General features: G+C 39.5%; 7 protein-coding genes and 1 tRNA gene. 1 reads left to right on the forward strand and 7 read right to left on the reverse strand.

What is annotated here, in order from left to right; translation table 11 throughout:
- Nucleotides 1–162: 162 nt before the first annotated feature.
- From H8744_RS05490 to H8744_RS05515, 6 genes are all read right to left on the reverse strand, one after another.
- Nucleotides 163–3324, reverse strand: coding sequence for a T9SS type A sorting domain-containing protein (locus H8744_RS05490; RefSeq protein WP_262433878.1), 3162 nt, complete (start codon nucleotides 3322–3324; stop codon nucleotides 163–165).
- A 17-nt stretch (nucleotides 3325–3341) separates the two neighbouring features.
- Nucleotides 3342–5198 (reverse strand): T9SS-dependent choice-of-anchor J family protein, encoded by a 1857-nt coding sequence (locus H8744_RS05495; RefSeq protein WP_262433879.1) that lies wholly within the window; start codon nucleotides 5196–5198, stop codon nucleotides 3342–3344.
- Nucleotides 5199–5290: 92 nt separating this feature from the next.
- The gene (locus H8744_RS05500; protein ID WP_262433880.1) at nucleotides 5291–7831 is read right to left on the reverse strand and encodes a T9SS type A sorting domain-containing protein; all 2541 of its coding nucleotides are present in this window, start codon (nucleotides 7829–7831) and stop codon (nucleotides 5291–5293) included.
- 157 nt (nucleotides 7832–7988) lie between these two features.
- Nucleotides 7989–9731, reverse strand: a complete 1743-nt coding sequence (locus H8744_RS05505; RefSeq protein WP_262433881.1) for an AraC family transcriptional regulator — start codon at nucleotides 9729–9731, stop codon at nucleotides 7989–7991.
- Nucleotides 9732–9898: 167 nt separating this feature from the next.
- Nucleotides 9899–12067, reverse strand: a complete 2169-nt coding sequence (locus H8744_RS05510) for a S8 family peptidase (RefSeq protein ID WP_262433882.1) — start codon at nucleotides 12065–12067, stop codon at nucleotides 9899–9901.
- A 10-nt stretch (nucleotides 12068–12077) separates the two neighbouring features.
- Nucleotides 12078–13937, reverse strand: a complete 1860-nt coding sequence (locus tag H8744_RS05515; protein WP_262433883.1) for an Omp28-related outer membrane protein — start codon at nucleotides 13935–13937, stop codon at nucleotides 12078–12080.
- A 903-nt stretch (nucleotides 13938–14840) separates the two neighbouring features.
- Between H8744_RS05515 and H8744_RS05520 the strand changes: the two genes are divergently transcribed.
- Entirely contained in the window at nucleotides 14841–15908 is a 1068-nt protein-coding gene (locus tag H8744_RS05520; protein WP_262433884.1) for an acyltransferase family protein, read from the forward strand.
- A gap of 99 nt (nucleotides 15909–16007) precedes the next feature.
- Here H8744_RS05520 and H8744_RS05525 read toward each other — a convergent pair.
- Nucleotides 16008–16081 (reverse strand) — tRNA-Gln (locus H8744_RS05525).
- Nucleotides 16082–16158 lie beyond the last annotated feature (77 nt).

Below are 16158 nucleotides of genomic sequence, written 5' to 3' on the forward strand. Positions count from 1 at the left end.
TAAATAGTTCACAGAGCTTTTATTCAGCAATCCAACCATCTCTAAAAAGAGAAATCACCCTCATTACAATTGTAGCAAGGGTGATCTCGTAAATACAAGGCTCTTTAAACAGCCTTCAATCAAAACATCAAAACAGCTTTAAACTATTCTCTATATCTAATATTACTTAATGACATTGATCTTAGCCGTTTTTTCGACACCATCCATTCGGATACTCAAGATATACATGCCAGCTTCCAAAGAAGATACGTTAAGTGTTTCCGTCTCAGAATAAGCCACTTGCTGTCCGGCCGTATTATATGCCTTAATAGACTCTACGTTGCCTCCTTCTACTTTCACATAGCTTGTAGCGGGGTTCGGGAATACGCGAATCAATGCCACTTGGGCATTTTCGATACCATCCAGCATATCAAGCGTAAAGAATACTGCGTTTCCTTTTTTCTCGCCAACTACCGTATAAGTAACATCCACATTAATCCGGTGGGTATCATTGTCTTTTACACCGAAATCATAAGTAAACTGAGTATCTGTAAGCAGAGCATCGTTCTTCTTCACACCGTCAATGCGCACATTATAACCTTCGATCGGAAGTTTACCTCCTTCGCTGGCGCTGATCACCATACCGATCATCCAGTTACCTGATACGGAATTCGATGCGAACACAGAGTTGAATGTCTCTCCTTCATTCGTTGAATACAAATCCGATACTCCGATAAACGGAACAAGACCGTCATGTCCGATCGGAGCTTCTTCCGGAGTCACATCGAAACAATCCAGAATCAGGTCATAATCTACTCCATCCTGAATGGTAAACGGTTTCTCCAATACAACAGTATTCCACTGGTTAAGGGTATAATTTTCAACATACTGATTGCAAACTTCCTTTCCATTTTCATCAATCATGAATGTAAAATCAGCATCTGTCAACGGATAAAAACGCAATGCTTTCACCTCATAACCGGCATAACCTTCCAATTTATTCTTATCATAGACAGCTTTGACCATGTAATTATAATTGTTCTGCTTAGGTCCGGTCAGTCCACCTTTCATCGCATCACCGGAGTAAGTAATAAATGTTTCGTCATTATCAATAGGAGCTTCCCATTTTGCAATAATCTTAGAATCAGAATCGTCTGACTTGGTGACATTGACACTTAAGATTGATTTATAAACTTTCTCGTTTTTCTCAATTGAAAGTTCAGTAGCGACTTTGTCTGAAACCTTTCCGTTGGCATAAGCAGCTTCTACTTCATAAGTATACGTACCGTCCGGTTGAGCAGCCAAAGTATAGGTGCAGTCCTGAGCAGAACCAACCTTTGTACCGTTCACATACACATTATACTGGTTGACTTTATCAATGTTTTCGTCCACATTCTCCGGTGACAAAATCATACTAATGCCCCATGAAATGGAAAAGTCATAGCCATTCTTCAAGGATTCTTCATAAAGTGAATAGAAATCTTTTTCTCCGTCCTGACGTACTAAATCACTATATCCCGGTACAGGATTACCATATACCAGTCCCATCACATTATAACTGTCCGCTTTTGAGGGTACGGCTACTTTAATTGCTATATAAACATCGCCATTAGCCGGAATGGCTACAGCCTTATTCAGTTTAATATTATTCTCCTGTCCGTATTTCAACTCTGAAGTTACTTCTTCAGAATGGATCAACTCATCGTTATTATAAATATTGATTGTCCATTTGTCTTGACGAGTCATCGGATAGAACGATACGCTAGTAATCTTATAGCCTTTGTACAATGACATCTCCTCCTGACCGTAACGAATAGCCGATTCGAAAGAAACGTTACCACCACCAAAGCCAGTCATGTCTTTTCCAAGCTCATAATACTTCTTAGTAATAAGATTGCTCATCGGTGCGCTCCAAAGCAAATATGCGTCATTCAATCCACGCTGTCTTGCAAACAGGTTATAAGGTGACTCGATCTTCTTATCAACAAGTGTAATTGTCGTTTCCTCAGATTTTACAGATTCAGTATCTGCATACACTGCGGTTACGGCATAATTATAAGTTTCTTTACTCAAATTAGAATCGACAAAACGAGTATCTGTCAGAAGAGTAGTGTTAACTTTCGTCCCATTGCGATAAACATTATATCCCTTCACTCCTTCTTCGTTGGCCAACGGTGCTTTCCAAGTCAGTTTAGTTGCATAAATACCATCCAACTGCTCACATTTGAGCGTAACCGGTTCACGAGTCGTAACATTCTCATCCAATTTGACGATCATTGGACGAGCATCATAATTTGCATCATAAAACATCATTGCAAATGTTTTGCCATCTTCTGATATTCCCACACACGTTGAAATAAAATAGGAACCTTCAAGCTCCGGGTTAGGAAGAACGATGCCGTCTTTCGAAAAGTCAACTCCTTTTTCTTTCAGATAATCTTCCAGTTTACCGGTTACTCCATCTTTGTAAATAATGGCATATTGATTAGAGCCGAACTCACCAGTGGATTCATAACCGACAATTGTTCGGTCATTTGTCATAGAATACAGATCAAAATTCCAAGTGTCATCAGATAAGGAAGGGACTTCTGACTTTTCTCCTGTCTCCAGATTATAAATATTCTGATCATATAAAACTAGCTTTTCATCGGGAGAAAGTGCTTTTGCAGAACGCCAGAAATTTCCATCTTCTTCCGGACAGAGGTAGAGTGGTTCCTTTCCATCCTGCCAAAGAACCGGAACACGTGTACCGGCTGAAATCTTAGTATAACACCAACCACCGGCAACTTTACCGTCATTGCTGACTGTTAAAACCGATCCTTCGTACCCATTATCAAAGTTCTTGTAAACCTTGCCGTCTTTCCATACAACCGGTGTAAATTTATGATCCTTAGAGTATAAAGCTCCACCTATGTATTCACCATTACGGCTGATGCAATAAGCCATTCCACCGTAATCGGGATGATCAATGATACCATCACCAAGTGTTTCAAGGAGATGCCATTTTCCATCTTTCCAATATCCCGCTGTAGCAATTGGTGCTTTATTCACACTAACTTCCTTGCTGGGGAATGTTCCGACAACAACTCCATTATCCGAAACTTTAAACGCGGTAGTTTCATCGTTTCCTTCACTAAGCAAATTAATCTCATTGGTCATTAGATTCCAGCGAAAAGCAAACATAGCAGAAGCCCCGTTACTAAAAGCTCCACAAGCCCATTTTCCGTTTGGTGAAAGACAGGTTAACTGGTAATCTGTAATTCCATACATTATTAACGGTTTAGATTGCGCAAAGCCACCGATTGTCAGCAGCAGAACAAATAACACCAAATAGCATCTCTTCATAATTCGTATTATTAAAATTAATATAACATTATCTTTTGTGTAATATAAAAATTCAATTGGTTGACCTTCATCAGGTAACAACCCTTATATTGAGGATACTGAACCGTAACAACGGAGGATTCGGCAGTTCCTGTCTGTCTCTCGACCACTCTCCCATCCAAACTGATCAGTTCGATGGTATAGGGTGCCTGATCCGCAAAACGGATATTATAAGAGGTACCACTATTTTTGAAGACTGTAATTCTTTTCTCATCATTCCGGGCAGGCTCCCCTATTCCCGAAACCGGAGAAGGAATATCTGAACGAGTGGCATTCAAAACTACTCCGGTAAGCGTATTCATCACAAATGCAACTGCAAAAAGATTATCTGACTGAACAAATTCCTCCGGAATGGTCAATGAATGCGTAAAGTCATAATTCGTTCCGGTTTCAATCTGTTCTGGCAAACTGCTTTCCACACCTTTGAAAGCTGTACTACCTTCCCGGCATACATTATGATATACCTGTATATCTCCCGGAATACTATAAGGCAAAAAATAGTATTCACCATTCTGTAACAGAGAGGAAGAATTCTTTTGGACTACCCCTTGCACACTCTTTTCAATGATGGCATATCCAAGTTTGTATAATCCGGAAGCATTATCGTAAGCCTTTGCAAATTCAGTTTGTGTGTGAATAGTCAGAAGACTGTTATCCTCTTCCGAACGTTCTACCTGCATATCGATTTTTGCAGTAGTTGGCGCAAGCAAAGCTTCTTGCAAAACCTTATCATTATTCATGGAATTCTGCACATAGTCTTTCATGCGATTGTAGATGAATGAAGGATAACCCTGCAACCAACGGGATATTCCCGTCAGATAGGGAGTACATTCGATAGGGTCGTAGGCATGAACCTCAAGAACAATAGCTTCGTCATGATACCTGTCCTTCAACCGATTCGATACAGGAATAGCTGTGGGGCAACTATTACACCAATTTGCTGTCGCCTTTTCCGCAAGCAAAGTACGTGGGTAATAAGAGCAAATGATACTATCCTCACAGAGGGAATAGATACTGCCATCACCCATCTCAGCTTCTAACTTATAGCCTGACACTTCATTTACAACCACAGGAATCTGAAAGTTAAACTCAACCTCCTCATCAGGTTGTAAAGAGACCTTTTCATAAACTTGACTATATGTATCCTGTGCCGTTATACAATTTATCTTCTTTAATTCAACCGGTTTTCCCGTATTCCGTATCTTGCCATGTACGGGTGCCGTACCCGTATCACCTGAAAAACGCTTGGATTCATCGGTCGTTTCAAAAGCAACATCCGATAAATCTCCTACATAAAGATTGTCTATGGCTAAGATAAATTTCTTCTTACTGGTACATACGAATGCTATATGTACATTCTGATGGGCATATGATGCCAAAGAAACCACGTGAGTCTTCCAATGATAACTTTCCTGATCTATAGAAAGTAGTTCCTTAAAACTATCAAGAGCTGTCCCTGTTGTCGAGATCATTACTTTATAGTTTTCCCTATAATCATAATGGACAGACTTCGCCTCCCATCTCAAATAAGCATTCTCCGAGTTTAATTGTATACCCGGGGTGATCATCCAATTGTCCGAAGGAAGATCATAATTACAACGTGAAAAGCTAAAAGCAGCATAATTACCTTTTTCGTCTATCTGGTTTGCAGACCAGCTACCGCTCAAATCAACTTTCTGGTAAACGCTGGCATTAACAGGAGTTTCATCATTGTCAATCAACGTAAAGTCATTGGGAATCCCGCTATCGAAATTTGTCTGAAGATATGTATTGCTTTGTCCATGTACGGTCAAACAAGAACATACCGCAATAATACTTAATAATTTTTTATTCATAAATCAGGGATCTTTTGTTTAGAATCAAAACAGGAAGAAGAAAAAGAGTATGTCCCATTTCCGGACATACTCTTAGAACAAGCATGCAAAAGTTATTTAATCAGTTTAATAACATATGTCTTACCGTCACAAACGACTTTTGCCAGATAGATACCTTTATCCAATGTAGAAAGATCGACCGTCTTCACATTCTGATAACTGTTCAATACAGCACCATTCAAAGCAATAATTTCAACAGAAGCATTTTCATTATTGATTGTTATCTGGTTACCGTTTACTTGGATAAGATCATTGATTCCATTCTCTTCAAGACCTTGGATATCGGAAATAGAAACAACTTTCGGCTCGGATTTTACTTTACCAAACTTGAATATGGATTGGATGGTAATTTCTTTACTTGTTGAAGTTTCTGAAGATGCATCGCCAAATGTAACATCATAGCTAGTTGCCGTCAAATCTTCTTCACCCAGATTTTCAGGCATTGCAAAGCCTTTGACAAATACATTATATTTTTGGAATCCTAACTCAGCAGGCAAATTTTCAGGTTCATCCCAAGCTATTTTTACTTTATAAAGTCCATCTTCCGTGACATGAGAAACATAGTGTATGTTTGTTACAGCAGGTAATTCAACATATACTTTTTGCTGTGCAACATTGGAAACATTGAAAGCTTGCTCTTCATCCCCCAGTTCGGAAAGCAATATAGTTTGTACGAAATAGTCATAAAGACCATTCTTTACTTCACGATCGACATATGAAATCGTTTGTGTATCCGGATCGTAAGCACCCTGATCAGACGGAAGAACGCGAGCTACGAACATACCGTGACGATATACGTCAAAAGCCATGCTGCCACTTGACGGAACATTCGGTAAAGTAAACGTTAGTTTCACGGTATTGATTTCATCAGGAACCAATGCTAAAGACAATTCCGTAGCAAACAATGAGCTATATTCTGAGGACTCGGTAACGGTATATTGAGTTTGGCCAATCCATTTTCCATCAGAATATGAAAATACCTCTCTTTTTATACGGTTCGGATTATCATCATCAAGCGAATAAACTGTTTTCTGATTATCTTGTTCTTCGTATGTTTCACCTACTTTCTTTATCTTCTTCTGTTCATACAATACCAAACGACCCTCTTCGTAAGTCCAATATTCAGCTTTCTGCAAAGTCTCACCACTTATGTCATATTTTTTAGTACTTATCTTATTATTATCAGCATCATACGTTACATAAGAAAGACTCTTATAGCTTTCAAACGCTCCGTCACTTTTTATCGTTTGCGGACAGTTCGGTGCTTTGAAATCTGAATATTCATTAGACTCCATTACATAGTAATCTCCTTCGTACTCATCATAACGATCCGGATTCCATCTGATCTTCTTAACAAGATTGTTGGCATCATCATATTCATAAGAAATATACACACCACTATTCACAGTAGTTTCTTTAACCAATCGACCTGCATCGTCATATTCATAAGCAACCGTATCGGTAGAAGCTTTAAATGCAAGATCTTCACCATCATAAAGTCCGTATTGTTCAGAACTGGTTTGGATCAATTGTTTTTCATCATTGTAGATATAAGTAGTATATCTTGAAATCTGCCAATCACTTTGTCCCAATAGTTTGCCATACATACATTTACGGATCGGGTTGTTATTAGCATCATAATAGGTAACATTTCTTCCGGTAAGCTGTCCTTCTTCTTCACCCAAAATGTCTCCCCATGTTTCTTCCACACTTACTCTTGTCACGGGAACGGATGGATCGGGTTCATCACCACCACCGGCAACGCCATCAGCGGACGATGCGGTAAAACAGAGACCTACCAATGCTGTTTTCGGCAGTTTTGTTTCCGATACAGTCATTGTTCCTTTTACAGGATCAATAGTAGCGAAACTTGCACCTGAAATGAAATAAAGCTTACCTTCATTAAAATCCGATGTATATGAATAGGAAGAACCTACTGTGCCGATCGCATGATACAATTCTTTAGCTTCCTTTTTTACCGGGTCGATGAGATAGAGGGATACATCCATTTTACCATCCTCATTCTTTTCCAATGCCACACCGTACAATTTCTGATCACCGTCCGTAGCGATACCGGCAATCTGAACATTTGGAATATCAAAAACCGAAGTAAGCTCACCGGTTCCGGCATTGATCGATGAAAGGGTTGTGTAAGCTTCTTTACCAGAAACGTATTGAACACCATATAATACTTTGCTTGATGCGATGTAGGCCATGTCATCCAAAGTAGAATAATTGTCACTCAATTTAGTTCTCGCACCTGTAGCGAAATTTAATGTACAGAATGTACTTTCGGTATCATATTCCGACTTACACATTGCATAATACTTATCATCAGCGCTTGTTCCTGCCTGAACAAAAACAGCTTCTTCACCATATTGCCCGTCAAAAGGGTCTATCCTGAATACGACATCTTTCACCGTAGCAGGATCGGTAGTGTCGAAAGCAAAGACACATCCGTTAAACCCGTTTCCTTCATCCCAGGAATTTGTCGTTTCTTTCAGGGCAACATAAGCAGTTGTCTGAGCTACCACATTCATTGCTATTCCTAATAAAAGAAGAGCAACACTAAAAATTCGGTAATCTTTTTTCATAATCCAATGATTCTTTAAAAACGCAAAATAGAATTAATAACCTCAATTGCAAATATGAACAAAACAATTTAATTTTTTGTCCAAAAACTGCCTCTTGTGGTTCAGAATCATGATTATGTATTCATAATGGAGGCAAAATAATAAAAATGAATTCGGATTAACTATTTGCCATTTCCTGATACATAGATGGGGTAATACCTGTCAATTCTTTAAACAATGTATTGAAATTACTATTCGACCTGAAACCTACACTTTGTGCGATCGCCTTCACCGTATAGTTTCCATAATTCGTAATATCCGTAAGCCGTAACCGTGCTTCTTTTATCCTGTATTCATTGACATAGCGGTTGAAATTTTTTCCATAAGTTTCATTGATCACTTGAGATACATATTTAGGTCTCGATTTCGTCAGTGCCGCCATCCTTTCAAGGGTAAAATCCGGATTACAAAATTCAAGTGTAGTGTCCATCAATTTATTTATAGAACTCAAAAGCCTGTCTTTCTGCTCTTTCGTCAACGAACTTCCCTGATATTTCGCAGGCATATCTTCTGTGATGTCGTCATCATCGACCATGTTGTCTGACACGTATTCTTCATTAGCCGGCAAAGTTTGTCGGATTTCTCCCTGAAGTTGTGCAATTTCAAGGTCTTTCTTCTGAATTTCATTCTGAAAAACCTTATAATGCTCCTTAGCTTGTTTTTCCGATTCAATGATCTCTTTATTTCGCATAAAGATTTCCCGGTAACTGTGCTGTAATTTTCGTTTTTGCAAGTATACGGCTATCAATAGAGAGACGGCTATGAAAAAAGCGACCAAAATGACATTCATTATTTGCTGTTGATTCTTTAAACGTACCTCCTTCAGCGTCTGTTCTGTTTGCATTCCGGTGATAAACCTATTCAGACGATTCACTTCAAAGAGGAATTCAATGTTGCTGATGCTACGATACCCCTGCATACTTCGTATGGAGTCATTGATTTGCTGATATAATTTTGAATAATGGAAGAAACTTTTAATATCGTTCCGATTGCTATATATCTCCGACAATTCACGATAAACATTACCTTGAACATCCAATAGTCCCTCTTGTATGGCAATATCGGCACATTTCTTTAGGTAATATTCAACAGAATCATACCTCTGCATATCACTAAAAGCTTCCGAAATGTTATTTAATGCCGAACAAGCATATTGGGGGGGCAATTTTAAAGAGTCGGCAAGCCACAACGCTTGCTTTTGGTACTTGACCGCTTGGCGGGGATTACCTTTCAACTGACTTATCCAGCCCTTGGCTAAATAATTAAAGATACTCTTTACAGAATCTTCCTTTTGCAACTGCTCACAGAGATCCAAATAATACTCGAGGTTTTCACTATCACGCACATTACTGTACAAGCCAAGCAGATTATTCAGGATTTTTATTTTCAATTCTTTGTCCGATGAGCTTCTGGCACCGTCATAAGCTTTCGTATAATAGTCCCTTCCCTTTTTAAAATCACCGAATACAGCATAGACGTTCCCCAAATTATTATAAATACGTGGAAGTTGCAAGCTGTCACCGGATTCCTGACAAATCTCGAGTGCCTTAAAATACATAGTTTGCGCCTGTACATAATTGTACATGACATAATGAATATTGCCGGAGTAATGGTAAGCATGGGCACACAGACGTTTATGAGGTGCGGGCATCTCCTTCGTATATCTGCTGCTTACAAGTGTATAACAAATCAATGCACTATCCAAAACCTGCTTCTCATAATATTCATCTCCATCAGTAATCAATTTCTGAGATGGAAGGAATTTCAATAATTCATATATTTCATTATATTTATCAGAAGACTGACCATTGGTACTTACAGCAATCAATAATCCAATGAATAATGTAAAAATTGTTCTCAATGTTTTATTCTATTTGGTTACTAAAAATAGACATAGATATATTTACAACCTATTAATTGAGTTTATTTTTAACGTTTTTTCTATTTATAAAAATCGCAAAAGCCATTCATAAAAGGTTAAAATCAACCCTTCTATGAATGGCTCCAACCAATAATATACGTAAATACCTATTCGATAACCACTTTATGAGTACTCTGCCATTTACCAGCGCCTATCTTTATGACATACATTCCTTTAGGAAATGACATTTGCCCAAGAGACACTTCTTCGGCAGCATGTACAGACGGAATATGTTGCATTTGTACCAATTGACCATAAGCTGAATAAATCGCATATGAGACTCCGGTTGCTTCCCGAGTGAACAATAAATTATATTCATTTTTCCCTTTATTAATGAGCATTACAGGCGGAACTGTTTCAGAAATTTCCCGAATAGACGAAAGTTGTGATATAACCTCTTTTATGCCATTCCATGCATCAATTTTACCGTATCCCCATGTTGAATTGCCTTCTTCGGGAAGTACGCCTGTATGGGTATCCCGAAGAGCTGTTTTTTTCAAGATATTTCTTACTTGTTCGGGGGTCAGTTTAGGATCTGCCTGCAACCAGGTAGCCATAACTCCTGTCACCACAGGTGCCGCCATCGAAGTTCCCTGCATATACGCATAGTAGTAGTTGGCATCATTCCATGTACCATACCTTGCAATGTCCAGATTGCCCAACGAAGTATCGTGTGATGACACGGCAGAAACAATGTAACATCCGGGAGCTGTAATCTCCGGTTTTATGCGCCCGTCGGCCGTTGGTCCCATACTTGAGAATGATGCTATGGCATCCATTGTCTCGTCCAGTGTGAACGTCTTATCCGATCCTTCTTTCTGATAGGAATTTCTGCTGACATACGCTCCTACCGATATAATCCTCTTACCGGTACCTCCTATCTCCGCCAGCGAGGAGCTGTTATCGCCATCCGCCCATCCTTCCATATCTTTGGAAGTCAATGCCAAGTATGTATCATCCGCCCATATATTAACGGAACCTGCGGTATGAGGAATGATCTCCATCCCTAAAGCATATCGCGCACGCAATCCCGTAATCTGAGAAGAGAACATAACATGCGGTTTATCGTTCAAAGGACTGATTTCAGAAAAGACAAGTATCTTTCCGGATGCTCCCTTTAAGGTGTATTCTTGTGGAGTATCTTCTACGGAAGGCATATTTATGGTAACAACATCCGCCTTTTTCTGATTAGAAAGATCATAGGTGAATATTTCAACACTAAAATCAAATCCGGGTTCACCCCATATCTCAACATCTCCCCCGGCTTTGTCTGTTGATAAAGTAAACTTAAAGTCCACAAATGTCCTCAAGGGATCGTCTTGTGCCGAAGTAAACGTTTTACCAGTATGAAATTTATCCCCACCAAAGTTTCCTACGGAACCGACCAGCAAACGTCCTTCCCCTTGCAATTGATCGGCAATCACATCAAAAGTGGAAGTTCCGTCATGCGGCCCGGACTGGGTCCCAAGACTCATATTTATGACACACGGTTTATCGACTGATTCGGCATATTTATAAATGTAAGCTATCGCATCCGAAAGGTTTACATTGTTATCCGCTTTCGTACCCATACTGACCAACACAATATCGGCATCACCGGCCACTCCATAATAGTCATTGCCGAGCTTGTCCGCTCCTGCGGCAATTCCCGCCACATGCGTACCATGAGAATTGGTTGTCACATCTCCAGCGGCACTCAGGATTTCTTCCTGAGTCTTAAATTCACCTCCATAGCTGAACCCTTCGGGAGCGGTACCTTCCGTATAGTTTTGCTCCCACACACGTTTAATACGTAACGACTTGCGTTCCCAATCATAAAAATCAGGATGGGTATAATCAAAACCGGCATCGATAATGCCTACAACGACTCCTTTTCCGAAGAAACCACCGGTTAGACCTTCTCCGCTTTGTACCTTATCTATGCCGACTGCCGGACGGACTTTATCCATCATCGGGTGAACGGGTACTGCCACTTGTATGTAAGTAACCTGATCGAGTGCCGCAACATCCTGAATACGGTTGGAAGGAATCTGAGCCGTAACAATATCCGAGAGGTGCAGATTGGTTTTCACACCCAGTTCTTCAAGTACGGATAGATCCATATCCGGTGTAACATGTATATAAGCAGACACGTATTCTACCGTTCCGGCACGTGTAGCATTCACTTCACCCGACTGGCTAACCAGATACTTCTGCGTATATGGTGATAATTTGGATTGCCCGGACATCCCCAAACAACATGCTATTAAAAGAAATATAAAAAGTATTCTTTTCATGATAATCGGATTACTTCATTATAGCGACTTTCTGCGATACAACTTCCCCGTTACAAACAGCACGGATGATATAAAAACCTGCGTCTAATGTGAATGACTCCACGGGGGCATTCCAACATCCTACTTGATTTCCTGCCATATCATATACATCCAGTTGGCTGTAATCTCCTTGTACGTTTACCCGGCCTCCATTTACATAGACATGGACAGAAGCTTTATCCGTGGAAGTTCCCTCGATCCCTACCGAACCACCTTTATCACTGAATTTTGCAATATTACTATTATATACCGTGCATCCGTTAGGGTCACTGGAATACGAACTCACAAAAGCAACCAGATACATATTATTTAGGTCTGTCGGAATAGAGTACTTATTCTCATAAGTAGACTTGATTGCATCGGGCAAAGTATATGTAAACTCACGTATATAGTCTTTCCCTTCTTCCAGCGTTACCGATAACCCCCATGCACTGGTAAGGGCACCACGAAATGCATAACGATGTACATAACGATCTCCTCCACTCGACTGCATAGCGATCACAGAGTCCTGAACAACAAATACGTTCAGTGTATTTATATCCGCATCAGGCATAACGTATGTATGTACTTTAACCGTCGATTTCAGTTCACGGGTCTCATTATCAAATTTATTTTCTATACCGACAGATACGTATGGCTGTATCGCTGCGGCTTTGTCAATAGTACCTTCAAGGTTTTTATCCGAAACTCCGAAAATCGGCCCCAACGTTCCCAAATCCGAATTCAACATCCGATTGACCATCAAAGCCGGTGCGAAATAAGTACCATCATTGTAAAACCGGCAATATTCTCCATCTTCCGTCATAGTAAAACTATCCGGCTGGTATCCCGCGTGATGGAATACTTCCACAATCGATTCGGCAGTTTCTTCCAAAACACCCTCAACGACCCGGTGTCCGGCCGGACAATTACTACAGCCCTGCCCGGTAAAGCCTTCAAGCAATATGCGCTTTTCCATGTCAGACGGATAGATGAAAATAGTACTATTATCAACATTATCGCTCATATCGGCATCGACAGCACCATCAATATTCGTAACCGACATTTTTATCGGGAGTTTACCCGAAGCAAGAGAAATATATTCCGGCAACTCAAAATCGAAAGTTTCATTGGGAGCAATATTTATTCCGGTGAAAGAATAAGCCACAGGCTCATTGTCACCAATCTGGTAAGTCACATCAAAGCTCTTCACAGACTGAGTTCCAAAATTCAAGACTTGCCCTGTATACTTGTACGCATTTTCAGCCTTGTAATATCCACTCACGGAGAATGTCTTTAAGCACAGGTCAGTGAAAGGATCGACATCTTCAACCAGAAGATACAAATCGGCACATCCAAAGCCATTATCATATACGTCCACCCATGTATCACCCTCCGAATACGCCCAGGACGAGCCTTTTATACCCACACTCCGGTCGAAAGCCAAAGGACGGTAAGAAGTCGATGCCTCTAAGGTATATCCGAGATACAGTTCGGTTTCATCTCCGACCACATAAGGAGTATCGAAAGTAAAATCTTTCCAGTTGGTAGCCGCACCACTTACCGACTGTTCATATAGAGGCTGTTGTCCTAAAGCTTTGGTCAAAAAGAAATTCAGATTCTTCACATTACGTGTACCGAATACGGCACTTGCTCCTACAATTTTCTTGCCTTTAAGCAATTGTAGTTTCTCTTTGCTCAACTTGATTGCCAGTCCCTGCTTTTCACCGCTACCGATACGCAATCCATCCGACCGATTGAATTCACCGTTACTGTAACCTATCTTTGTTTGCGCAATAGATACAGCTGAGCATACTAGTAATAGACATAAAACCGTAAAAATCTTCTTCATACATTAAGTGGTCTTTAAATGAATATATAGAACATTATTTTTCAGATAAAAAAGAGTTCTGTTCTTTTTGCAAATGTAAAATTAAGATCGTCTAAAACACAATTTAGAACATACGTCTTTGTACATAATCATCTTTTTGAATAAGTTTTTACCTATAAAAAGCCTCTTAAAGACCTACTTAACCGTAAATGGCATTCGGATAGGAGACTTTTCAAAATGACACTTTGCATTTTCATCACCCTCAGAATGCAGTATTTACACCCAAACCTCCGATGAAATATAATTTCGGAAATAAAAAACAACAATTACCTGAGCGATAGCTTGATATAAAATTATGGACACTTCTAAAAAAGTAAAACAGTCTCTATTTTGCCATCACCTGCTTTGAAAAAGCCAGGAAATAAAGAGCTTACTCGTAGGTTATTAATACTCTACCAGATAGATATTGCTTGTCAGCACGACAGGCAGCCATATTCCAGCCGTTGGGTATAGCCATTCAACAGATGGAACATTAATAGCTATCAATTTACAAAGGCATTCAGATTGAATAATACGTGAACATATTGCATATTTATCCCCATTTCTATGCATAACACTTCTATTTAAGCCATTCATAAAACAGTGTGTTGTCATCAAAAAGAGGGAAAAAGGTACTCTTTGAATTATAAATATGAGAATTATAGACTTTTTGGCATAAAAGGATAACTATTTTTATGAACATACGATAAATCTCCGTAACTTTAACCTCTGAGAACATAGCCACAATCGTTTGAATATGATTATTCCATTCCATATATTTAAGACTTTTATCACTATGTCCCTATTGTTCACAAAATAAGCATTATACTTATATCGAACTTGCATTTATTAAATACTGATTTGTAGCATTCATATATAGATATCATGAGCCAAACACGTTTTTATTATCTTGATTTATTACGAGTTCTACTGACTATGTTAGTGTTCTATCATCATTCTGCCATTGCTTTCGGAGCTTCCGGTGGATGGTATTACATTTCGAATGAGACAACTACCGGATTGACTAAAGGATTGCTTTCAGCCTCCATGGGCATTGACCAAGCTTATTTCATGAGCCTTTTCTTTTTCATTTCCGCCTACCTGATGCCTTTTTCCTATGATCGTAAAGGAGGGAAATCTTTTATATATGATCGCCTTAACCGTTTGGGCATTCCTCTTTTGATCTATAGTTTTCTGATCAATCCTCTATTGGTATATGAGATATATGGAAGGTGGGGTGAGCCTGGATTTGGACCGATGTGGTTCGTATTTACACTACTGATTTTTGAATTAAGTTACGCTGTTTATCGTCATTTCTGTACGAAGCGATTAGTGCTGAACTGGAAATATCCCACAGTGGCAGGCATACTTGCATTTATAATAATAATGGGTATTTCAGCATTTCTTATTCGCCTTTATGTGCCCGTAGGAAGAGAAGTCCTGAGGCTGCAGCTTGCTTTCTTTCCTCTCTATATAGGTATGTACTTGTTAGGGATTGTGGCGCACCGTAACCATTGGTTAGATAAAATCTGCGTAAAGGACGCACTTCCTTGGTTCCTTATAGCTATCATCTTTGGGATTCCTTTATTATTGATCGTAATGAGCCGTTTCTCAGAGCAAATGGATAGTTTTTCGGGAGGATGGAATCTACATGCACTATTCTATGCGCTTTGGGAACCAATGATGTGTGTTGGTATTTCCTATTTCCTCTTAGCATACGGGAAGGCTCATTGGAACAGTCCGATGGCTTTAGTTCAGAAATTATCCATTGATAGTTATTCGGCTTATTTTATTCATCCGGTTATTGTAGTAAGCTTTATATTTATAATGGAGCTTTTACCGATTCCTCCTTTGATGAGATTGATACTGGTTTGTATAATGGGTATTCCATGCTGTTTTATTGTAGCAAGAGGAATAAGACGGATGCTGGGAATGGTTGGTGTGAAAATGTAACCCTTACCGAATGGAAACTTAGAAAGCAGATGTGCCAGAATACAACAAAAGCCGTTATTACTGGATAATAACGGCTTTTGTACTATATTGGCTGAAAATTGGTTGGACTACCAGGACTCGAACCTGGTCAAACAGAACCAAAACCTGTTGTGCTACCATTACACCATAGTCCAAACTTAAACACCGCTTTCTGTTAAAAAGCGGTGCAAAGATAGTGTTATGCAATTATATCTCCAAATATTCTGCAAAC

Source organism: Jilunia laotingensis (assembly GCF_014385165.1).
Lineage (GTDB): Bacteria > Bacteroidota > Bacteroidia > Bacteroidales > Bacteroidaceae > Bacteroides > Bacteroides laotingensis.